General features: G+C 66.3%; 19 protein-coding genes. 10 read left to right on the top strand and 9 right to left on the bottom strand.

Annotated elements, in window-relative coordinates; translation table 11 throughout:
• Nucleotides 1-4: 4 nt before the first annotated feature.
• Genes ASPHE3_RS12760 through ASPHE3_RS12735 form a run of 6 tightly spaced genes read right to left on the bottom strand, consistent with a single transcriptional unit; the run spans nt 5 to nt 5,982 of the window.
• Nucleotides 5-718 (bottom strand): DUF4166 domain-containing protein, encoded by a 714-nt coding sequence (locus tag ASPHE3_RS12760; protein WP_013601622.1) that lies wholly within the window; start codon nt 716-718, stop codon nt 5-7.
• Nucleotides 719-761: 43 nt separating this feature from the next.
• Nucleotides 762-2,054 carry a DUF58 domain-containing protein gene (locus tag ASPHE3_RS12755; RefSeq protein WP_013601621.1) on the bottom strand — a complete coding sequence of 431 codons (1,293 nt, stop codon included), beginning with the start codon at nt 2,052-2,054 and terminating at the stop codon, nt 762-764.
• Entirely contained in the window at nt 2,054-3,049 is a 996-nt protein-coding gene (locus ASPHE3_RS12750; RefSeq protein WP_013601620.1) for an AAA family ATPase, read from the bottom strand. Before ASPHE3_RS12750 ends, ASPHE3_RS12755 begins: the two co-directional genes overlap by 1 nt.
• On the bottom strand, nt 3,046-4,242 hold the full coding sequence (locus ASPHE3_RS12745; protein WP_013601619.1) for a DUF4350 domain-containing protein: 1,197 nt from the start codon (nt 4,240-4,242) through the stop codon (nt 3,046-3,048). Before ASPHE3_RS12745 ends, ASPHE3_RS12750 begins: the two co-directional genes overlap by 4 nt.
• Nucleotides 4,239-4,913 carry a DUF4129 domain-containing protein gene (locus tag ASPHE3_RS12740; RefSeq protein WP_013601618.1) on the bottom strand — a complete coding sequence of 225 codons (675 nt, stop codon included), beginning with the start codon at nt 4,911-4,913 and terminating at the stop codon, nt 4,239-4,241. Before ASPHE3_RS12740 ends, ASPHE3_RS12745 begins: the two co-directional genes overlap by 4 nt.
• Nucleotides 4,903-5,982: a DUF7847 domain-containing protein gene (locus tag ASPHE3_RS12735; RefSeq protein WP_254362872.1), complete on the bottom strand. Its 1,080-nt coding sequence runs from the start codon at nt 5,980-5,982 to the stop codon at nt 4,903-4,905. The genes ASPHE3_RS12740 and ASPHE3_RS12735 overlap by 11 nt, the downstream gene beginning before the upstream one ends.
• Nucleotides 5,983-6,344: 362 nt before the next feature.
• On the opposite strand from ASPHE3_RS12735, the gene mtrA reads away from it, so the two are divergent.
• From mtrA to secA, 7 genes are all read left to right on the top strand, one after another.
• Complete coding sequence (gene mtrA / locus ASPHE3_RS12730; protein WP_013601616.1) at nt 6,345-7,019, top strand: MtrAB system response regulator MtrA; 675 nt, start codon at nt 6,345-6,347, stop codon at nt 7,017-7,019.
• Nucleotides 6,991-8,916 (top strand): MtrAB system histidine kinase MtrB, encoded by a 1,926-nt coding sequence (mtrB, locus tag ASPHE3_RS12725; RefSeq protein WP_041652166.1) that lies wholly within the window; start codon nt 6,991-6,993, stop codon nt 8,914-8,916. Before mtrA ends, mtrB begins: the two co-directional genes overlap by 29 nt.
• A complete protein-coding gene (locus ASPHE3_RS12720; RefSeq protein WP_013601614.1) occupies nt 8,913-10,631 on the top strand; it encodes an LpqB family beta-propeller domain-containing protein in 1,719 nt (572 codons plus the stop codon). Before mtrB ends, ASPHE3_RS12720 begins: the two co-directional genes overlap by 4 nt.
• Before the next feature lie 89 nt (nt 10,632-10,720).
• Nucleotides 10,721-11,620, top strand: coding sequence for a ComF family protein (locus ASPHE3_RS12715; RefSeq protein WP_013601613.1), 900 nt, complete (start codon nt 10,721-10,723; stop codon nt 11,618-11,620).
• A 144-nt stretch (nt 11,621-11,764) separates the two neighbouring features.
• Complete coding sequence (hpf, locus tag ASPHE3_RS12710; RefSeq protein WP_041652164.1) at nt 11,765-12,493, top strand: ribosome hibernation-promoting factor, HPF/YfiA family; 729 nt, start codon at nt 11,765-11,767, stop codon at nt 12,491-12,493.
• Nucleotides 12,494-12,525: 32 nt separating this feature from the next.
• Nucleotides 12,526-13,767: a winged helix-turn-helix domain-containing protein gene (locus tag ASPHE3_RS12705; protein WP_013601611.1), complete on the top strand. Its 1,242-nt coding sequence runs from the start codon at nt 12,526-12,528 to the stop codon at nt 13,765-13,767.
• Between the two features lie 85 nt (nt 13,768-13,852).
• Nucleotides 13,853-16,591, top strand: a complete 2,739-nt coding sequence (gene secA / locus ASPHE3_RS12700; RefSeq protein ID WP_013601610.1) for a preprotein translocase subunit SecA — start codon at nt 13,853-13,855, stop codon at nt 16,589-16,591.
• A 95-nt stretch (nt 16,592-16,686) separates the two neighbouring features.
• On the opposite strand, the gene ASPHE3_RS22945 is transcribed toward secA, so the two are convergent.
• Together ASPHE3_RS22945 and ASPHE3_RS12690 are read right to left on the bottom strand one after the other, a co-directional pair.
• Nucleotides 16,687-17,025: an Rv3235 family protein gene (locus tag ASPHE3_RS22945; protein WP_254362870.1), complete on the bottom strand. Its 339-nt coding sequence runs from the start codon at nt 17,023-17,025 to the stop codon at nt 16,687-16,689.
• Between the two features lie 305 nt (nt 17,026-17,330).
• Nucleotides 17,331-18,131: a LysM peptidoglycan-binding domain-containing protein gene (locus ASPHE3_RS12690; RefSeq protein ID WP_013601608.1), complete on the bottom strand. Its 801-nt coding sequence runs from the start codon at nt 18,129-18,131 to the stop codon at nt 17,331-17,333.
• A gap of 140 nt (nt 18,132-18,271) precedes the next feature.
• Between ASPHE3_RS12690 and ASPHE3_RS12685 the strand changes: the two genes are divergently transcribed.
• Nucleotides 18,272-18,841, top strand: a complete 570-nt coding sequence (locus tag ASPHE3_RS12685) for a hypothetical protein (protein ID WP_013601607.1) — start codon at nt 18,272-18,274, stop codon at nt 18,839-18,841.
• 47 nt (nt 18,842-18,888) lie between these two features.
• Here ASPHE3_RS12685 and ASPHE3_RS12680 read toward each other — a convergent pair whose 3' ends face one another.
• Nucleotides 18,889-19,104, bottom strand: a complete 216-nt coding sequence (locus ASPHE3_RS12680) for a helix-turn-helix domain-containing protein (protein WP_013601606.1) — start codon at nt 19,102-19,104, stop codon at nt 18,889-18,891.
• Nucleotides 19,105-19,258: 154 nt separating this feature from the next.
• Here ASPHE3_RS12680 and ASPHE3_RS12675 point away from each other — a divergent pair, with 154 nt between their 5' ends.
• Together ASPHE3_RS12675 and ASPHE3_RS12670 are read left to right on the top strand one after the other, a co-directional pair.
• Complete coding sequence (locus ASPHE3_RS12675; RefSeq protein WP_013601605.1) at nt 19,259-19,906, top strand: hypothetical protein; 648 nt, start codon at nt 19,259-19,261, stop codon at nt 19,904-19,906.
• Nucleotides 19,903-21,210: an AAA family ATPase gene (locus tag ASPHE3_RS12670; RefSeq protein WP_041652163.1), complete on the top strand. Its 1,308-nt coding sequence runs from the start codon at nt 19,903-19,905 to the stop codon at nt 21,208-21,210. The genes ASPHE3_RS12675 and ASPHE3_RS12670 overlap by 4 nt, the downstream gene beginning before the upstream one ends.
• Nucleotides 21,211-21,240 lie beyond the last annotated feature (30 nt).

The following is a 21,240-nucleotide window of genomic DNA, read 5'->3' as shown; positions in this document are numbered from 1 at the left end:
GACCTCACACCCGGTTTTCCCAGCGGTCCGGCTGCGCGTACCGCGGCAGGAAACTCTGGGCTGAACTGCCGCCGGTGTAGGGGCGCAGCCGGTAGTCGAAAGCTCCGGCGTACACCAGCACCAGGCCGATTTGCGGCTGGATGACCTTCACCTGGATCCTGTGCCTGCCACTGCTGCCCTCGGCCGGATCCCACCACTGCTCTGCATAGGCTTTGGCGTCCAGGGCGGCGGGCAGCGGAACGCGGAGGGGGCCGAGGAAGAGCCGCGATGCTTCCGAAACGCCCCGCAGCCGCCCCTCCGGGGTCACGCTGAGGTTCAGGTCGGTGACCAGCCGCCGGTACCTGCCCACGTAGTCCACGAGCTGGGGGCTGCCGTTGCGGCGGGTCATGCTGGTGGTGTCCTGGAAGATCCGGATGCGGCCAGGGAACCTGATCTCGCGCCGCGCGGTCAGGCTTGAGCGGCCGAAGGGATCCTGGTGGGCATGGTTCTCAATGCGGAACGGGATGTTCGCGCCGTATTCCGGAAAGAACGCTTCCTCGCCGCTGGTGAGCCGCAGCAAAGGACGAAGCCATTCCTGGCGGCAGCCCGCGACGTCGAACGTCCCCTCTCCAACTCCGTAATGTCCCGAACCCGGCACCAGGGAGAAATACTCCTGCAGTTCCGGCTGCAGCCGGGAGAAGTCCGCGCCGAGGGCCTGCTGGTAGATGGGAGCGTTCAAGGGAGGGCCTCCTGGGGAAAAGCGGGAACAAAGTGCTGTGACCTCACAATGTACCGGCAGCCTTGAGCCTGATGTACATGTCGGCAAGCCGCGGGGGCAGCTGGTGCGGTTCCGCGTCCACCACTTCAACACCGTGTTGGCGGAGTTCCGCGCTGAGCGCGGCGCGCTGGAGCAGGGCCCGTTCCGCGGCGGCTGCCCGGAAGACGCCGGCGGCATCGTCGCGCTCACGGAGCATGGTGCCAAGTTGCGGGTCCAGGACGGCCGCCACCACTACCACGTGCTGGCGGGCCAGCTGGGCTGCCACGGGCAGGAGGCCTTCCTCAGGGGCCCCGCTGTCCAGCGAGGTCAGGAGCACCACCAGCGACCGGTGCGCGGAAAGGGCACGGACCTGCGCGGGAACCGCGGGCCAGTCCATCTCAATCAGTTCGGCGTCGAGCGGTGCCATTGCCTGGACCAGCTGGCCCAGGAGGTTTCCCTGCCCGGCTGAACCCGCCCTGGCCCGCGTGCGCCGGTCGAACGCCAGGAAGTCCACGCGGTCGCCGCCCCGCTCGGCGAGGACTCCCAGCAGGAGGGCGGCTTCCATGCCGGTGTCCAGGCGGGTTTCGTCGTCGATCCTCGCTGCCGACGTGCGGGACGTGTCCAGTACCATCACCACACGGCGGTCGCGTTCGGGCCGCCAGGTGCGCACCACCACGGAGGAGCGCCGCGCCGTTGCCCGCCAGTCAATGGACCGCACGTCATCGCCCCGGACGTAGTCGCGGAGGGAATCGAACTCGGTGCCTGCGCCGCGGATCTGGACTGCTGCCTTGCCGTCCAGCTCGCGCAGTTTCCGCAGCTTGGACGGCAGGTGGCGCCGCGAATGGAATGGCGGCAGGACCCGGAGGGAACCGGGACACGCCACAGTCCGCTGCCGTGCCGCGAGCTGCAGCGGACCGAAGGAACGAAGGGTGACGTGGGATGCCTTGAGGTCGCCCCGCCTGGAGGGCAGGAGCCTGACCGTGACGCGCCTGCCCTCACCTGCCGGCACGTCGATGTCCTGCACCGCGTTCCGGGCTCCTGCGGAGGGCTGCCAGCCGTCGCGGAGGATTCCACGGAGCCGACGCCGGCCCTCGTTCCGCACCGTCAGCACGGCGTCCACTCCGGCGTGCAGCGTCACGTTTCCCGGGTCGGAACGCAGCACATGGACCGGGCGAAGGGACGCCGCCAGCAGCAGGTCGACGGCGGCACATGCGGCGAGCGCGGCCGCTACCAGGAGGAACGTGCCCCACCCGGGGAACAGCAGGACCGGCACCAGGCCCAGCAGGACCAGCAGCACGAACCGCCCGGAGACGGCCATCAGCGGGGAACGGGAACGGACGCCAGGATGCTGCCCAGCACGTCATCCACCCGGACGCCGTCCATCTGGGCTTCGGGCTGCAGTGCCACCCGGTGCCGCAGGCAGGGGAGGGCCAGGGCCTTGACGTCGTCCGGTGTGACAAAGGTCCTGCCCGAGAGCCAGGCCCAGGACCGGGAGGTGTTCAGCAGTGCCGTGGCGCCACGGGGTGAAACACCCAGCAGGAACGACGGGGCAGACCGGGTGGCACGCACCACGTCCACAATGTAGGCGATGATCTCCGGCTCCACCGCTACGGACGCCACCGCCTGCCGCGCCCGAGCAAGGTCTCCGGCGCCTGCCACCGCCCGGACGCCGGCTGCGCCGAGGTCGCGCGGATCGAAGCCGGCGGCATGGCGCCGGATGACCTCCATCTCGTCCTGGCGCCCGGGCAGGGGCATGGTCAGCTTGAGCAGGAACCTGTCCAGCTGGGCCTCGGGCAGGGGATAGGTGCCCTCGTACTCCACCGGGTTCTGGGTCGCGGCAACCAGGAACGGGGCCGGCAGGGGCCGGGACTCGCCGTCCACGGACACCTGGCGTTCCTCCATTGCCTCCAGCAGGGAGGCCTGGGTCTTTGGCGGCGTCCGGTTGATTTCGTCCGCCAAGAGGATGTTGGTGAAGACCGGCCCCTCGCGGAAAGTGAACTCGGACGTGTGCGAGTCATAAACCAGCGAACCGGTGACGTCACCGGGCATCAGGTCCGGGGTGAACTGCACCCGTTTGGTGTCCAGGCTCAGCGCCGCGGACAACGCGCGGACCAGGAGAGTCTTGGCCACACCCGGGACACCCTCGAGCAGCACGTGCCCCTGCGAGAGCAGGGCGATCAGGAGCCCGCTGACGGTGGCGTCCTGCCCCACCACGGCCTTCGCCACTTCCCGGCGCACGTCCAGGAGGGCCTGGCGGGCGGAATCGTGATCCATGTGGTCCAGGACCCGGGGGCCGCTGCTGTGCTCGCTCATCGGCTTTTGACTTCTTTCTCTAGGGTTTCCAACTCCCGCGACCAGGCCACGAGCCTCGCCTCGGTGAGGGGATGTTCATTGACGAGTTCGCGTACCTCCCGGGCGGGTTCACCGAGGAACTGTGCGGCCGCCTCGATGACCTGGTCAGAGGTTGCCCCGGGCCCAAGCCTGAAATGCCTGGAGAGCCGGACCAACGTACCGGCCCGCAGGTTGTCCCGGGCCTGGTCCACGGCCCGGGAATCGTGATAGAGCCTGGCCCTGCCCTCGGCCGTCTCCACTGCCTTGACCACAACGGGGAGGGGTTCGAACACGAGCGGACCGAGGCGCCTGCCGCGCCAGGCGATTGCAGCAAGGGCCACCAGGACGAGCCACGGCCCCAGGAAGCGCGCCCACCCGGGCGCCAGGTCGTCGAGCGTGGCCTGGGAACCGCCGGGCTCCAGGTCCGCCAGCGTGGGGAGGTACCAGACCAGGTCAGGTGAGGCTCCAAGGGTCCGGATAGCGAGTGCGGCGTTCCCGAGGTCATCCAACCGGCCGTTGCTGAGGACTGCGGTGCTGCCCAGGACGGTGAGCCGCCCGTCCTCGCTCACGGCAAGAAGTCCGGCGGCGGTCCCGGCGGGCCGGTAGCAGGAGGTCCCGCCGTCGTACAGGAAGCCGGACTCTCCTGTGATGGGCCCGGCAGCCGTGGCGTCCGGAAGGCCGCATCCGGGTTCCAGCACCGGGCTGGTATTCGGCACTACGCCTGCCTGCCGGATGCTGCCGCTGACCGCGGCGAGCGTCGGCAGCCTTGGCGAGACCACCACGACGCGCTCCGCGGCGGACGCCAGGGCCATCAGCCGGGGCTCATCCAGAAAGCCGTTGCGGTCGTAGAGCAGCAGTGTAGGGGAGGAGCTTTCATCCAGTTTCGCGATGGCGGCCTCAAAGTCTCCGACGGCGTGGACGTCGACGCCGTGCCTGCCGAGGATTTGGGTGACAGCCCTGGCGCCGTCGGGGCCGGCATTGGTCACGGACAACGGAATGGCGTCCCCTTTCGGGGCAAGCTGGGTCCAGAGAACCAGGGCCAGGGCAGCAGCCACTACGGCGGCAAGGGCTGCACGGTGCCGCCTGCGCCGGCGTCCCACGCCCGCTGTGCTGCCTGCCGCTGGCGCCGACTCTGTCTCCGCGCTTTCCAGCGCTGCGGGCATGGTGCCGGTCACGGCAGCACCGCCGGGCTTCCTGCCGGAGCGTCCTGCTGCAACTCTTCCCCTTGCTGGCTGCGGGCGGGTTTGAGGGAGTCGAGGGCATTGTCCAGGCTGGCCATCTCCTGGTAGTCGCCGGCGCCGGCCGCCCAGTTCCCGTAGCGGATGGCATCGAAAGTCGCTGCCGCGTGTCCCAGGCGCTGCGCCTCCGCACGGAAGGGCACGGCGAGGTCACGGCTTACCTCGTCGGCCGTGCGGCCCGGTTGCGGGTCCAGGACGGTGCGTTCCTCCGCCGAGCGGACCAGGGCCCGGAAACGGTCCACGACGGCGTCGCCCCAGTTTCCGGCTGCTGCTGAAGCCTCCGCGCGCTGGCGGTAGGCGGCCGGGGTCAGCACCAGGTCAGGCTCGAATACCTCGTGCCCCTGCTTCGCCTTGGCGTTCAAACGGGGCTTCGCAACGATGACGGCCGCCGCGATGATCACCGCAATGACCACTGCAATGGCGATGCCTGGCACCGAGGTGTCCGGAGTGCCAGTGGGGTCCAGGGACGGCAGCCAGTCCAGGAAGTCGTCCCACAGCGTCTGGAGCCAGCCCGGGGCCGCTTCGCGGTACTCCGGCTGGGCGAGTTCCTCGGCCGCCCAGCGCCTGGCCTCTTCCGCCCCGGGGAGAACCGGCGGTTCAGCGGCCATGCGGCCAGGCCCCTGCCGCCGGTCCCGGGCCGGGACCGGGGCCCTGGTTCCAGCCGCCGGTGTCCCGGCCTGCCCGGGCTGCTGCATGCCCGCGCCCGGGGATGCCGTCCGGGTCGGCGCCGGATTCCAGCATGCGCAGCAGGGAGATGTCGAGTCCGTCCTTACGCATCCGCAGATCCATGTAGATCAGGGCCATCACGGAGGTCTGGAAGGCGTAACCAACGGCTCCGGCCAGCGCGCCCAGTACAGCAGTGATGATGCCGACGGCGACCGCGAGGGCAACAGCCTGCTCACTGCCGCCATGGGGAGAAACGACACCGGCCAGCAGCGGCGGCAGCAGGGTCACCGGGATCATGACCACCTGGCTGACGACACCCACCATGATGCCCACCACCAGTGTGATTCCCAGGATCCGCCACCAGTTTGCGCGCGTGAGCTGCCAGGACCGGCGCAGGCCATCCAGGGCGCCCAGTTCCTCAATGACGACGGCGGCGGGGGCCACCATGAGCTTGATGTAGATCCAGACGTAGAGGGCAATGAATCCCAGGACCATGGGAATCAGCAGCAGGACGCCTATTCCTTCCATGCTGGCGATCAACGCGACGGCCACAGCGGCGGGGAGGACCATGGCCAGCAGCGCTGCAGCCATCAGCAGGGCGGCTAGCCGGACCAGTGCTCCTGCACGCGGCCGTGCCAGGGTCCACATCTGCCGGAAGCTGGTGGGCCTGTTGAGGATGGACCGGGCCACCGGCACCACCATGGCGCCCTGCAGCACGGAGGCAATGAACAGGGTCAGGACTGCAACCAGCAAAATGGCGGCCAGGAATGCCACGCCGAATGAGGAAATATCTGCCGGACTGGCGCTTTCCGCCCAGGCCTCCAGGGAGCCCGCCGAGGTGGCGGTGGCAGCCGTGACGACAGCCGTCAGGATGGCGGCAAAGGACTGGGCCAGCAGGGAAGCGCCCAGCATGGCCTTCGCATTGCGCCGGATGGTCTGGAAGGAACCGTCCATGATTTCCCCGAACATCAGGGGCCGCAGCGGGATGATTCCCGGTTTCGGCGGAGCCATGTAACGCTGCTGGCCGTAGGGGGAGCCCTGCCCCGGATAATTCCGGAAGGGCTGGCCCCAGGCCTGTTGCTGCCAGGGGGGTGGACCCCACGGCTGCCCTGCCGCGGGCTGGCCCGGCGATTGCGGCGCGTCACTGCGCCAGTCCCTGGGCTCCCGGCCGTCCGAATCCTGTGCTGACACCATGTTCCTTCCCCCGTGGCAATCCGCCGCCCGGCCCGCACGCCGTCCGCGCATTGCGGGTGCGGCGCTGGAACGTCCGGCGTGGCTCCAGCCTATAGTTCCGGCGTCGGACGGCCTAGCATCCCGCCATGCCGGAGGGCGCTGAACAGGACAAAGCCAACCTGATAAGGGAATATATAACTATGAAGGCACGCATTCTGGTGGTAGACGATGACGAAGCGCTGGCCGAAATGATTGGAATTGTTCTCCGCAATGACGGCTTTGAGCCCGTCTTCTGCGCTGACGGCGCCCAGGCGCTCGACGTCTTCCGGTCATCGAGGCCGGACCTGGTTTTGCTGGACCTCATGCTTCCCGGCATGGACGGCATTGAGGTCTGCCGCCAGGTCCGCGCGGAGTCCGACGTGCCCATCGTCATGCTCACCGCCAAGTCGGACACGTCGGACGTCGTCCGCGGCCTTGAATCGGGTGCAGATGATTACGTGCCCAAGCCCTTCAAACCGGCAGAACTGGTAGCCCGCGTACGGGCCCGGCTCCGCCCCGGCGACCAGAAGGCCCCCGAAACGCTCAGGATTGCGGACATCACCATCGACGTCGCCGGCCACACGGTGAGCCGCGGCAATGAACGCATTTCGCTGACGCCCCTGGAATTCGATCTCCTGGTGGCCCTGGCCCGGAAGCCGTGGCAGGTTTTCACCCGCGAGTTGCTGCTCGAGCAGGTTTGGGGCTACCGGCATGCTGCTGACACGCGCCTGGTGAACGTCCATGTCCAGCGCCTCCGTTCCAAGATCGAGCAGGATCCGGAAGCTCCGGAAGTCGTATTGACGGTGCGTGGTGTCGGCTATAAAGCAGGGGCCTGACCCCGCGGCGCATGACGGTGAACCCGGCCGGGACGCACCGCTTTCCGCACGCGATCCTGACACCGGCAGCGCTCCCGTGCCTCACAGCGGTACCGGCCCGACTGCCCCGGAAGATAATGACAGGATCAGCCTGCGCCTCCAGCGGCTGGCATTCCGGGCCCACCTTTGGCAGCGCCGGGCCCTCATCGTCACCCTGCGGGTGGCGCGGCTGGTCAAGACCGGTTTCCTGCGCATCCTGCCGGGCCTGCGGTACGTCGGGCGGTCACTGCACCGGCGGTGGCGGCGCTCCCTGCAGTTCCGGACCGTGCTCACCACCCTCTTCCTGGCGGTCACGTCGTTCGCCGTGGTGGGCGCGTACCTGTCCAACCAGATCGCCAACAATCTCTTCCAGGAACGGCTGACGCAGGCCGAATCGGAGACCCGCTACAACGTCAAGCAGGTGCAGGACACGTTCGACGGCGCGCAGGTCACGGACCAGTCCAGCGTGATCACCCTGGTCTACGACACCCTCAACGCCGTGGAAGGCCGCGGGTCGGTCATCCAGCGCAGGTACGTCTTCGAAGCCATGCCTGAGCAGACCAAGCCACGGAACCGCTGGGTGGAATCGCGCGCGTCGGACCAGCTGACCGTCAGCGTCATCCCGCCCGAACTTCGCAAGGCCGTCCAGGAGTCCGGCAAGGACCAATACTGGGCCTCAACCGTTATCCCGGTGGGCACTGAAGACCACCCGGGCATTGCCGTCGGCAACAAGGTGACCTTCAACGGCACGGTGTATGAGCTGTACCTGATCTATGACCTGAACACCGCGCAGCAGACACTGGACGAGATCCAGAGAGTCCTCTGGGCCGGCGGGGCCGTCCTGGTCCTGCTGATCGGCGCCGTGGCCTGGTACGTCACCCGCAACGTGGTCAGCCCCGTCAGCCACGCAGCCATGGTCTCCGAGAAGCTCGCCGCGGGGCAGCTCCAGGAACGGATGGTGGTGCGGGGCGAGGACGAGGTGGCGCGCCTCGGCGCATCCTTCAACCACATGGCTGCCAGTCTTCAGGAGCAGATCACCCAGCTGGCGACCCTCTCCCAGATGCAGCAGCGTTTCGTTTCCGACGTCTCCCATGAACTGCGGACACCGCTGACCACAGTCCGGATGGCCGCGGAGGTCCTGTATGACGCACGGGACGACTTCGACCCCATCAACAAACGCTCGGCCGAACTCCTGTACAACCAGGTTGAGCGCTTCCAGTCACTCCTGTCGGACCTGCTCGAAATCTCGCGCTTCGACGCCGGGGTAGCCGTGCTCGACGCCGAACCGGAGGACATCCTGCAGGTGGTGGAGCACGTCATCGAAGGGGCAGCCCCGGTGGCTGCCGAATACGGATCGAAGATCGTCCTCCGAGCCCCGGAGGGTGCCATTATCGTGGAAATGGATGCCCGGCGGATCGACAGGATCCTCAGGAACCTGATCCTGAATGCAGTGGAGCACGGCGAAGGGAAACCGGTGACGGTCACCGTGGCAGCGAGCCAGACCGCCGTCGGCATTGCCGTCCGGGACCAGGGCATCGGCATGGCGCCCGCAGAGGCGGCGCGTGTCTTTGACCGGTTCTGGCGCGCGGACCCGGCGCGGGCCCGCACCACTGGCGGCAGCGGGCTGGGACTGTCCATTGCCATGGAAGACACCAAGCTGCACAACGGCTGGCTGCAGGCATGGGGCAAGAAGGGCAGCGGCGCGAACTTCAGGCTGACACTGCCCCTGCGCCAAGGAGAAGAGATCGACAAATCACCTGTACAGCTCGAGCCCGACGACATCACGATTCCGGGGGACCCCGGCAACAGGAGCATGCTGGTCCTGGAAGCCGGCACTGCCCCGCTGGCTCCCGCGTCGGCCCCCAAGGAGGGGCCATGACCGGCCGTACCGGCGGCAGGGCCGGGCTCGCTGCTTCCCTGCTGGTCCTCGTGCTCGTCCTGGTGGCCGGCTGCGCCCGGATTCCCACCTCCGGGCCGGTAGGCAAAAGCAGTGAAGGCAGCGCCGGAAACCTCAGCGCGCCCGTGTTCCTGCCGGCAGCGCCGCAACCCGGCGCCTCACCGGAAACCATCATCGACTACTTCTACCGGGCCGGCAGCGGATACGAGGACGACTATGCCGTGGCACGCCAGTACTTGACGCAAGCCTCTTCCGTCTCCTGGAAACCGGACCAGCGCGCCCTCGTCTACCGCGAGGCCCGGGTGGTGCCCACCGCCACCGAGAACGTGTACAACTACGAGCTCGACGTTGCCTACACGGTGGATGCCGACGGGATAGCCACCCAGTCCCCGAAGGGCACCATCGAAAACATTCCCGTGACCGTCACACAGGTTGACGGTGAATGGCGCATTTCGGCGATCCCGGACGGCACCGCGATCGCGGAGGAAACCTTCAAGGTGATCTACGGCGCCTATCCCATCTACTTCTACGATCCCACCTTCACGTTCGCAGTCCCGGACGTCCGCTGGTTCATCAAGAACAAGACGGTGAAGGCCATGACCAGTGCCCTCCTGGCCGGCCCCGCGCCGTACCTTCGGGGTGCTGTGGCGAGCGCCTTCCCTTCGGGCATCAAGCTCGCGCGTGAATCAGTCCCCGTGGTTTCCGGCGCAGCCCAGGTGGACCTGACCGCCAAAGAACTCATGGAAACCTCTCCCGAGGACCGCCTGCGCATGCAGATGCAACTGACGCTCACGTTCCGCAGCCAGCCCGACGTGGTCAATGTCGAGCTGCGGGCCAACCAGGACCTGGTGCGGGTGGAGGACAACGGGTCCGTGCTTCCGCCTGTCCAGGACAAGAGCGTGCCGTCACGCCAGATCGCGGTCAGCGGCAATGAGCTGGTGCGGTACGAGAACAACAGGGTTTCACCGCTGCCCGACATGCAGCCCGTGTCCGCCCTCAATCCGAGACTCCCCGCCGAATCGCCGGTGTCGCAGACGGCCGCCTTCCTCAATGACAGCCGCACCACGCTCTACAGCATCAGTCCCGGGCAGCCGGCCCGGGCCTTGACCACCCGGAGTACCCTCAGCCGGCCCTCGTTTGGGCTTAACGAATGGGTGTGGTCCGCAGGTCCCGGCGGCGCGGGCGGCACCGAAGTGGTGGCCTTCAAGCCGGCCGGCGTCGCGGAGGGCGCCACTGTCCCCAGCGTGACCCTCTCGCCGGCGTGGCTGGCAGGCCGGACGGTCAAGGAATTCAGGATCTCCAGGGAGGGCGTCCGGGCGCTGGTGATCTCGGAGCAGAACGGCGCCACCAGGGTCCAGGTCACGGGAATCATCCGCGGCGGCGACGGGACCCCGCGTGAGCTGACACCGCCGATCACCCTCGCGACCGACAGCAATCCGGACCAGGGCGCGTGGGTCTCGGACACCACAGTTGCCGTCATGAAGGGGGCAGCAGCAGCGAACGTCACTCCCGAACTCCTGTCCCTTACCTCCGGCCAACCCCAACAGCTGGCACCATGGCCGGGCCTGGTCGCCCTCAGCGCGGGGAATGGGGCCGAGGAAATCTACGCCCAGTCCGCAGAGGGCATCTTCCAGCGCCTGGGCAACGGGTGGTCGCCGCAAATCAAGGGCCCCATCGATCCGTCCTTCCCCGGCTGAAACTTTGCGTGTTCGGGTGTGGCGGGGTGCTTTCCACATAGGGCTCCGCCCTCCTTGCCCGGCAAAGAGGGCGGTCCGACGATGGGGGAGTGAGCACCAGACCTCCCGACCGGAACGACCCCGACCTGAGGCCGCCGGAAAGCTGGCCGGGCAAGCACCGCGGCGAGCACGGCAGTGTGCTGGCCCGCTTCACTGACCAGGCCGTGGGCGCGGCGGCGGATCTCCTTTCGCTTGCCGTTCCCGTGGACTGCGTGTGCTGCGGTGCGGAGGACAGGGCACTGTGCGTTCCGTGCGACCGCCGGATCCGGCGCCTCACTGCGGCACCCTTCAGGGCGGAAAGCGGTGCGCCCGCGCTGATGGACGTCTCGGGAGCGGTGTTGCTCCCGGTGGTCGCTGCCGGCGTCTACCGGGAGGAGCTCGCCCAGGCGCTGCTTTCCTTTAAAAGGCACGGGCAGCACCAACTCAAACGAAGCCTGGGCACCGCCTTGGGCCGGGCAGTAGCGGCAGCGACAGCAGATACCGGCGGCCTCCTCCTGGTCCCTGTTCCCACCACCACCAAGGCCTACCTCGGCCGCGGCTTCAGTCCCGTCCACCTGCTCCTGCACGGGGCGTCCACCCGCCTGCCGGGACTGGCCGTGACGGACGTCCTGCGCAAAGCCGGCAGCTCGGGAGTGCAGTTGCCGGGCGGCCAAAAGGGGCTGGGCCGGGGCGCCCGCGCGCAGCGGGTGCGGGGCTCCATGCAAGTCCGGAAACGGGGGCGCAAAAGGGTGGCCGGACGGCGCTGCATCATCATCGACGACGTCCTGACCACCGGCGCCACGCTGGCTGAAGCAGCCCGGGCACTGCATGGGGCGGGGGCCCAGGTAGCGGGCGCCGTCGTCCTCGCAGCGACACGCCCGCCGGACGCTGACCGGTTCGCCGCGGCACCCGCACAGGCCCGCGCAACACGCCATGACTTAGAAAAAAATAAACCACGAAAGGATGAATAAAGGGTGCCTATGAACTAACGTCGGTGATGGGTACAAAGAACAGAATGTACCTTTCGATGGCGGCTCGGAGAGGGGCTCGACTGTCAGACAGCTCGGCCCAGGGAAGCGCCGCCGTCGTGTCACCGAAGTCATTTGGAGGGCACCATGGAGTTTATGATCAGCGGACGAAATCTGACAGTTTCAGACCGGTTCCGCGAATATGCCGGGGAAAAGATTTCAAAGATCGAATCGCTGGGGGATAAGGTCCAGCGGGTTGATGCGAAAGTCTCCAAGGAGACCAATGCCCGGCAGACCGGCGATCAGCTGACCGTTGAGGTGACAGTACTGGGCCGGGGACCCGTGATCCGCGCCGAAGCCAGCGCCGCTGACAAATTCGCAGCATTCGACCTCGCCTACAACAAGCTGCTTGAAAGGCTCCGCCGCGCCAAGGACCGCAAGAAGGTCCACCATGGGCGGCATACTCCCAAAGCCGTTCGTGAGGCAACCGCCTCCCTCGAACCCGCCAGCACCCACGAACCGCTCTACATGGAAGCCAACCACCGGAACGAGGCCGCGGCGGCCGCCCCTGAAGAGACGTCTCCCTATGATGTTGAGAACGACATCCCGGCCGGAAAGTCTCCGGTCCTGATCCGGCGCAAGGTCTTTCCGGCTGCTTCGCTTTCGCTCGACGACGCCGTGGACAACATGGAACTCGTCGGCCACGACTTCTACCTTTTCGTGGACAAGGAAACCAACACACCCTCGGTGGTGTACCGGCGCCGCGGCTGGACCTACGGGGTCATCACCCTGGACCATGAGTGCGAGCCCGGTGACACGGTAGTCGAGGAAAAGGTTATTGCCTACCGTTCGGATGATGCAGCCGCAAACGCCTAGGGTGGTGAATACCAGCCACAGAGAGGACTGATGTGCCACCGACGCTGAGCCTGGACCAGGCACGGCGGATCGCTTTGGCAGCACAGGGACTCGACAAAGGACGGCCCGCCGGCCCCGTGACTTCACGGACGGTGGGCCGCACCTTTGCCCGGATCCAGCTGGTACAGATCGACTCCGTCAACGTCGTCTCCCGCAGCCACCTCCTGCCCTTCTTCTCCCGCCTGGGAAACTACGACCGCACCATCCTCCAGCGGATGACGGCCGTGCATCCCCGGCGCATGGTGGAGTACTGGGCGCACGAGGCGAGCTACATCCGGCCGGAACACTACCCGGACCTCCTCCTGTGGCAGAAGCGCACCTGGGTGGGTGCATCCCGGATGGATCCCGGCGTCCGTCAAGCTATCTCCGAACAGATCCTCGACACCTTGGCGCGCTCCCGTCCCCTGACTGCCGCAGAATTGACGGCGCGGATCGGCCATGTAGAGGAACGGCAGACGGAGAACTGGGGCTGGAACTGGAACGCCGTGAAGAGGGTCCTGGAGCATCTCTTCGAGGAAGGCCTCGTTTCCGCGGCGTCACGGTCTGAGCAGTTTGAACGCAGATACACATTAACTGCCAAAGTGCTGCCTCAGCTCCCGGCCCAGGGACGGGCCGGGGACCCCGGGGAGGCAATGAACCGGCTGATCGATGCGGCCGCGCAGGCACACGGCATCGGGACAGTGCGCTGCTTCGCGGACTACTTCCGCACGCCCGCGAAAGCCGCAGTGGCCGCCGTCGAGCATTTAGTAGAGCAGGGACGGCTGGAACGTGTGGTGGTGCCCGGCTGGAGCCGCGAAGTCTTCCGGCACGTCGGGGCGAGGCTGCCGCGGCGGGCCACGGGCCGCGCCCTGCTGAGCCCTTTCGACTCGCTGGTTTTTGAGCGCCGGCGGCTGGAGGAGCTTTTCGGTTTCCATTACCGGATTGAGATTTACACCCCGGAGCACAAGAGGCGTTACGGATATTACGTCCTGCCATTCCTCCTCCGCGACAGGATTGTGGCCCGTGTTGACCTGAAGGCAGACCGGCAGGGCGGAAGGCTGCTGGTGAGGTCAGCCTTTGCCGAGCCGGAGGCGCCGGCTGATACCGCCGCCGAACTGGCCGCAGAGCTGCGGCTCATGGCGGAATGGCTGGGGCTGGCCACCGTGGAAGTATTTCCGGTGGGCGACCTTGCCGGCAGCCTCGCCCGTGCTGCCGGGCAGGGAACCGACGGCCAGGCGCAGGGCTCTGCGCTCTGAGGGAACAAACGGGCCTCCCGCCGCTGTCTCTCCCGTAGACTAAAAACGCCAGAATTCGGCGGCATGAGACTGGGAGCATCTTCACGTGGCATCACTTATCGAAAAACTTCTCCGCACGGGTGACAAAAAGACACTCCGGCAACTGCGGAACTATGCCGACTCCATCAATGCCCTGGAAGACTCGTTCAAAACCTTCACGGACGCCGAACTGCGGGAGGAGACCGACCGGCTTCGCCAGCGCCACCAGGACGGCGAAAAACTGGATGACCTGCTTCCGGAAGCCTTCGCCGCCGTCCGGGAAGCCTCCTCGCGAACCCTCGGGATGCGACACTTCGATGTCCAGTTGATGGGCGGCGCCGCCCTGCACCTGGGCAACATCGCGGAAATGAAGACCGGTGAAGGCAAGACCCTGGTGGCGACCGCTCCCGCCTACCTGAACGCGCTGGCCGGAAACGGCGTCCACGTGGTCACCGTGAATGACTACCTCGCCGAATACCAGTCTGACCTGATGGGCCGCGTCTACCGCTTCCTCGGCCTCACCAGCGGGTGCATCCTCTCCAACCAGGATCCTGCCGTCCGCCGCCAGCAGTACGCCGCTGACATCACCTACGGCACCAACAACGAATTCGGTTTCGATTACCTCCGGGACAACATGGCCTGGGACAAGAACGAACTGGTCCAGCGGGGGCATCACTTCGCAATCGTTGACGAGGTGGACTCCATCCTCATCGATGAAGCGCGGACCCCGCTGATCATCTCCGGTCCCGCGCAGGGCGACACGAACCGGTGGTACAGCGAGTTCGCCAAGGTGGTCCTCCGGCTGCAGCCCGAAAAGGACTACGAAGTCGACGAAAAGAAGCGCACCGTGGGCGTGCTGGAGAGCGGCATCGAGAAGGTAGAGGACTACCTCGGCATCCAGAACCTGTATGAATCCGCGAACACCCCGCTCATCGGGTTCCTTAACAACGCCATCAAGGCGAAGGAACTGTTCAAGCGGGACAAGGACTACGTCATCCTGGACGGGGAAGTCCTGATCGTCGACGAACACACGGGCCGCATCCTCGCCGGGCGGCGGTACAACGAGGGCATGCACCAGGCCATCGAGGCCAAGGAAGGCGTCGAGATCAAGGCCGAGAACCAGACCTTGGCCACGGTCACGCTGCAGAACTACTTCCGCATGTACCAGAAGCTTTCCGGCATGACCGGTACCGCCGAAACCGAGGCGGCGGAGTTCATGAGCACGTACAAGCTGGGCGTGGTGGCCATTCCCACGAACCGCGACATGCAGCGGATCGACCAGCCGGACCTGGTCTTCAAGAATGAAACGGTGAAGTTCGACGCCGTGGTGCGGGACATTGCCGAACGGCATGAAAAGGGCCAGCCCGTGCTGGTGGGCACCACCAGCGTGGAAAAGAGTGAATACCTTTCCCGCCTCCTTGCCAAGGAAGGCATCCGCCACGAGGTCCTGAACGCGAAGAACCATGCACGTGAAGCCGCGATCGTCGCCCAGGCCGGCCGGAAGGGTGCCGTGACGGTGGCAACCAACATGGCCGGCCGCGGTACGGACATCATGCTCGGCGGCAACGCTGAGTTCACCGCCGTGGCTGAGCTGGCCAAGCGCGGTCTGGATCCGGAAGAGAACTCCGAGGAATACGAGGCGGAGTGGCCGGCGGCCCTTGAGGCTGCAAAGCAGGCGGTCAAGGACGAGCACGAGGAAGTCCTGAACCTCGGTGGCCTCTACGTCCTTGGCACTGAACGCCACGAATCACGCCGGATCGACAACCAGCTCCGCGGACGTTCCGGGCGCCAGGGCGATCCGGGTGAGTCCCGCTTCTACCTGTCGCTGACCGATGACCTCATGCGGCTCTTCAACTCCGGGGCGGCGGAACGGTTGATGAACAGCTCCGTCCCTGACGACGTCGCGCTGGAATCCAAGCTCGTCTCCCGCGCGATCGCCTCTGCCCAGGGGCAGGTTGAGGGACGCAACGCCGAACAGCGCAAGAACGTGCTGAAGTACGACGACGTCCTCAACCGCCAGCGCGAGGCAATCTACAGCGACCGGCGCCGCATCCTTGAAGGCGACGACCTGCACGAAAAAGTGCAGTTCTTCGTCGAGGACACGATCACTGCCCTCATTGACGCCGCAACGGCGGAGGGCAACGGCGATGACTGGGACTTCAACCTGCTCTGGACGAACCTCAAGACCCTCTACCCCGTCAGCGTGACCGCCGAAGAGATCATCGAGGAAGCCGGCGGAAAGTCCAGGCTCACCGTCGAGTTCCTGAAAGAGGAGCTGCTGTCCGACGCCCGGCTGGTCTACCAGGCGCGGGAGGAGGCCATTGGCTCGGAGAGCATGCGGGAACTCGAACGCCGGGTGGTGCTCTCGGTCATTGGCCGTAAGTGGCAGGAACACCTGTACGAGATGGACTACCTCAAGGAAGGAATCGGCCTGCGTGCCATGGCGCAGCGTGATCCCCTGGTGGAGTACCAGCGTGAAGGGTTCATTCTCTTCCAGAGCATGATGGAAGCCATCCGCGAGGAAAGCGTAGGTTTCCTGTTCAACCTCGAAGTTGAAGTCACTCCGGCGCAGGACGTGCTGGTTGCAGATGCCCAGGGCGGACACACCGAGCATGTGGAACCGCAGGTTCGTGCCGCCGGGCTGGAAGCTCCGGAGAAGCCTGCCCAGCTGCAGTACACCGCCCCCAGCGAGACCGGCGGCGCCCAGACCCGGGTGGAGACGCGTTCCCCCGGCCGTTCCGGCAATCCTGCCAAGGCAGCAGCCCAGGACGCAGCCAAGCGCCCGGCGAAGAAGAAGCGCCGCTGAGCGGGCGGGAAGTGCCGGCCAAAAGGCTGGGGTGCAGGCAGTAAAAGCAGGGCCGGGAGCAGGAGTTTCCGGCCCTGCGGCATTTCGCCTGCGTCCTAGCCGATAACAAGTTCTGTCACCCGCCACACCTGTTTGCTCTGCTCCAGCCTGAGGGCGACAGCACGCGCCCGGACGTCGTCCACCACCACGGCGCTGGCTTCATAAACGCCGTCGGCCACCTCGCAAACCCGTACGGACCGGACCGCTGAGTTGCGGTGGAGGCGGGCGAGCGCCGGATTGCCTGTCCGGTTCAGCTCCCTCCTGATGAGGGCCGCGCGGTGCTGCAGGGCCGCCAGGCAGCGGGGATCAAGCCGGCGGGCCAGCTGATGGATGGGCCGGATGCCTGCCAGAACCTCCATCGCCGCCTGGACGGTGCTGCGGGCGACGGCCCGCACTTCCGCTGCAGGGTCCGCAGGGCGCAACGGAACTGGAAGGGCGGGCCGGGACGTACCGGGGGCGGCTGGCTCCTGGCGCGGCCGACTTCCGCCAAGATGCCGTCCCGGCAGTGTGGTTGGACCTTGACGGGCAGGTGCGCCCTGGAGCGCAGCTGGGCCTTGGAGCGCAGCTGGGCCCGGGAACGTGCTTGCACCCTGGAGTGTGCTCTTGCCTTGGAATGTCCCTGGACCGTGGTCAGCGGTTATCGGAGTTACTGCTCTCATTTTTTTCCCCTTACGTGGTTGGCCGGATAGACCGGGCCGGTCTAGTTGCCGGCAGGAGCTGGCGGCTGGAGTATTTGTCCCGGGAGCAGCACATCGGGATCCGCGCCAATCAGTGCGCGGTTTGCCTCGTACCAGTGGGGCCACTGGCTCGCGATATCCACATCCGATGCGCCCGGCCCGAGATGACGTGCGGCTATGTCCCACAGCGTGTCGCCGGCATGGACCGTGACACCCTCAGCTTCCGGCGCCGCTGGTTCTGCTGGTGCCCGCATTCCAGGTGCCGCGAGCATTCCGGGGCTAACAGCCGGGGCTGCGGGCTGCCACCCCGGCTGAACGGTTGACGTGGGGATTGATGGGATGGTGTCAGTGCCGGGCGGGCCTGCCTGGTCTGTAGCCGGTCCTGGTGTTCCCGGGATGACTGGTGCTGAGGCAACAAGTTCGTGCGTAGGTGCCCATTCCGGACCGGGTGCCGGTGGCGCTGCTTGGGCAGCGGGGCCGGAAAGGACCTGGACGGACAGGATCCCGAGTACAAGCCGTTGCATGAAGGCTGGTGAAAGTCTCCGAGTTGCTGCTGCGGCTCCTGTTCGCCCCCGGCGGTCCAGTAGGACCGTGCCGGCGGCGCATCCCAGCGAGGCAAACCACCAAACCACGGTTCCCGCTCCTGCTGCCGCTGCCACGACGGCGAGGAGAATCTCCACGTCGGGCTCCTGGTGCCTGGCCACGGAGTCCCTCCACTGCTGCATCAGGCTCCACCCGAGGATGCTCAGCAGGATGCCGAGCAGGAGTACACCGGCCGCTGCAAGGACGTCGGAGTTCCTGGCCGGGCCAGTGGCGCTAACCACGCGACAGTCCGTTTGATGCGGTTTGATAGCGTTTGATGCTCATTGACCGAGTTTGCGCTCCGACTCATCTTTTTGTCCATACGGTGGAAAGAATTGCTGTCCTCGTTGACCTGCCGTCGGCGTGGTCCTACGCTGGCGCAATGCGCTGGGATGCACTCTTCAATGACATGGAAAGCCAGTTCGCGGAGGCAGAACGGCTTTCGCTGGACGCCGACATCAATGAGCGGGCAAGGGCGGAATCAGTAGGCACTGAGCTCGGGGACCGGCTCAGGGGCGCACTGGGATGCCGGCTTACGGTGTTCCTTGGGTGCGGGGAGGTTGTCCACGGGTCGCTCAGCCACGCCGGTGCCGACGCACTGGTGCTGGACGAAGAGCACCACCAGGTCTTGGTTCCGTATGCTTCGGTTGTTCGCTACGTGGGCCTGGGCCGGCTCTCAATCCCTGAGACGTCTGCGGTGCGCAGGAAGCTGGGCTTGGCACATGCGTTGCGGGGCTTGGCGAGGGATCGCGCGGAACTTGCGGTTACGGTGGGGCACGGTCCAGGCTCCGTGAGGCTGTCCGGTGTCATTGACAGGGTGGGCAGGGATTACCTGGACCTGGCAACGTTCGCTCCGGGCGAGGCGCGTCGCAGCCAGCAGGTCAGCCAGGTGTCGGTTATTCCGTTCTCGGCCGTGGGAGCCATCAGATCACGGCGGGCAGGAGAACTTTAGGGCTGCGCAGTTTGCGGTGGGAAGCCCCAAGGGGTGAAACCGCGAGCTCATACTGACTTGGATTTGGCTTCCTGGATCATGCGGTTCGCCTCCGCATAGCGTTCCTCGATGTATTGCTCCAGCATCTTTTCTTCCACCCGCCACTGGCCCCTGCCGCCGACCTGAATGGCCTTCAGTTCACCGCTGCGGACAAGTGCATACGCGGCGGGTGAATTGATCTGAAGCTGCTCGGCAACATCCGCGAGCGTGAGGAACCTGGGCATGTATCCATTTTGCCATCGAAGACGGTACTTTGTAGGCGTTATCCACAGATTGGCCCCGTTTGGACGCATGACTTTTGTTCCGGCTGCGCGGCGGTGACAATGAGGTGGTCCGGACACGGCAGCCGGTCCGGCGCTTTTAGGGGGAGATCACTGCATGGTTCCTGATTCATCATCTGCCACGGCGTCACGGCTCAGGCGCCCGTCCTGGAAGGATCCAAGGCTCCTGGCCGGTATTCTGCTGGTCCTCGTTTCTGTCGCAGGCGTTGTCCTGCTTGTGGGCAGTGCTGACCGGACAACGGAAGTGTTTGCCGCGCGCGATGGCATCGCAGTGGGTGAAAAGCTCACCCAGGACAATGTGGTGCGGGCGAAGGTGCGCCTCGGGGATACCGAGGCTCAGTACATCACTGCAGAATCAGGACTCCCTGATGGGGTGGTGGCTGTCCAGCGCATCGGCAAGGACCAGCTCGTTCCGAGGGCCAGCCTTGGTTCCGTTGACGAACTCGACCGGAAGCCGGTGGCTCTCACCATCGAGGAAGCCCTGCCGGCCCAGGCGGTAGCGGGCGCCAGGGTGGACGTTTGGGTTGCGCAACCTGATGACCGCAACGGCTTCAGCGAACCAAAGCTCCTCCTTTCCGGGGCGGAAATCGCAGAGGTGACGGCCGGCTCAACAGCCCTGGGGTCATCGAAGACCACCGTTCTGATGGTGCTGGTGGAGGACGCGCGGATGCCGGCGCTGCTGGGAGCCCAGGCGAATGAGGCCAAGATTTCCGTGGTGTGGAACCCGGGCGGCGGCGCCCAATGAGCATTCCTGTGGTCACCGTGGGCCAGAGCCGGGAGGACGTGGTCGGCGGGCTTGAGCGGCTGCATGGGCCGGTAACAGTGGTGAGGAGATGTGCCGAACTCCCCGAACTCCTGGCTGCCTGCCAAAGCGGCCTGGCCCGGGCTGCGGTCGTTGCCGAAGGGTCTGAAGGATTAACGTCTTCCCTTGTGGACCGGCTCTCGGCGGTCGGGGTGGCAATCATTGCCCTGACCGACAGTCCTGATGAGGCCGCGAGGCTGCGGGGCATAGGTGTGGTGCCGGCGCTCACCGGGGTGGAATCGGCCGCACTTTCCGACAGGATTTCAGAGGCAGTGACGCAACTTGCCGGACCAGGACTTCGAGGGGCGCCCAGAAGTGCTCCTGCAGATCCGGGAGCTGCGCTGAAGCCGGTAAACGCCGAACCGCCACCAGGCCCCGAAGAACCTGGTCCGGGAAGGATCATCGCCGTCTGGGGACCGGCCGGAGCTCCAGGGCGGACCACGCTCGCCGCCAACATGGCGGGCGAACTGGCGGCGGACGGAAAGAAAGTCATCCTGGTCGATGCGGACAGCTACGGCGCCAGCATTGCAGCCGTCCTGGGGCTGCTGGATGAATCGGCGGGCCTGGCACAGGCGTGCCGGCTCGCGGACCAGGGATTGCTGGACAGGGAGGCGTTGGAAAAGGTCGCTGCCCCCGTGGCCACCAAATCCGGCACCTTCCGGGTACTTACCGGTATTACCCGCGCCGACCGCTGGACCGAACTCCGGGCGTCCGCGCTCGCGCTGGTACTGGAACGTGCCCGGCAGATATCCGACGTGGTGGTGGTGGATGCGGGTTTCTGCCTCGAAGCGGACGAGGAGCTGAGCTTTGACACGATGGCTCCGCGGCGGAACGCGGCCACGCTGCGTTCGCTTGAGCTCGCCGACACTGTCTACGCAGTCGGTGCCGCCGATCCTGTTGGCGTGCCGAGGCTGGTGCGCGGCCTTGCCGAACTGGAAGCAGCCGTTCCGCAGGCGGCCCCCGTTGTGGTGATGAACAGGGTGCGGGCTTCCTCTGTGGGCAGGGGGCCGGAACGGCAGTTGCGGGACGCTTGGGAGCGGTATGGTCCGGCGGCCGAACTCAAGGCTTTCCTGCCTTACGACCTGGTTGCAGCGGATGGAGCCCTTCTCGGAGGATCACTGCTGCTTGAAGCGGCACCGGATTCCGAGCTTCGCCACGCAATCCGAAATTTGGTTTGTGCATCCGCCCAGCGAAGTCGTAAATCCTCTGTCTTTTCTTCCACAGCAAGGCGGCGGGTGAAGGACTAGGCTCGCCATAAGAGCTGCAATGGTGCAGCG

Origin of the sequence: Pseudarthrobacter phenanthrenivorans Sphe3 (assembly GCF_000189535.1) — a bacterium.
Taxonomy (GTDB): Bacteria; Actinomycetota; Actinomycetes; order Actinomycetales; family Micrococcaceae; genus Arthrobacter; species Arthrobacter phenanthrenivorans.
Note: the sequence above shows the minus strand (reverse complement) of the source record. Positions and strands in the feature narration are given on the sequence as shown.

Coding starts and splice junctions, on each gene's coding strand:
- ASPHE3_RS12755 (WP_013601621.1), bottom strand. CDS start 2,054: ATGGCCGTCTCCGGGCGGTTCGTGCTGCTGGTCCTGCTGGGCCTGGTG.
- ASPHE3_RS12750 (WP_013601620.1), bottom strand. CDS start 3,049: ATGAGCGAGCACAGCAGCGGCCCCCGGGTCCTGGACCACATGGATCAC.
- ASPHE3_RS12740 (WP_013601618.1), bottom strand. CDS start 4,913: ATGGCCGCTGAACCGCCGGTTCTCCCCGGGGCGGAAGAGGCCAGGCGC.
- ASPHE3_RS12735 (WP_254362872.1), bottom strand. CDS start 5,982: ATGGCTCCGCCGAAACCGGGAATCATCCCGCTGCGGCCCCTGATGTTC.
- mtrA (WP_013601616.1), top strand. CDS start 6,345: ATGAAGGCACGCATTCTGGTGGTAGACGATGACGAAGCGCTGGCCGAA.
- ASPHE3_RS12720 (WP_013601614.1), top strand. CDS start 8,913: ATGACCGGCCGTACCGGCGGCAGGGCCGGGCTCGCTGCTTCCCTGCTG.
- hpf (WP_041652164.1), top strand. CDS start 11,765: ATGGAGTTTATGATCAGCGGACGAAATCTGACAGTTTCAGACCGGTTC.
- ASPHE3_RS12685 (WP_013601607.1), top strand. CDS start 18,272: ATGCGCTGGGATGCACTCTTCAATGACATGGAAAGCCAGTTCGCGGAG.
- ASPHE3_RS12680 (WP_013601606.1), bottom strand. CDS start 19,104: ATGCCCAGGTTCCTCACGCTCGCGGATGTTGCCGAGCAGCTTCAGATC.
- ASPHE3_RS12675 (WP_013601605.1), top strand. CDS start 19,259: ATGGTTCCTGATTCATCATCTGCCACGGCGTCACGGCTCAGGCGCCCG.
- ASPHE3_RS12670 (WP_041652163.1), top strand. CDS start 19,903: ATGAGCATTCCTGTGGTCACCGTGGGCCAGAGCCGGGAGGACGTGGTC.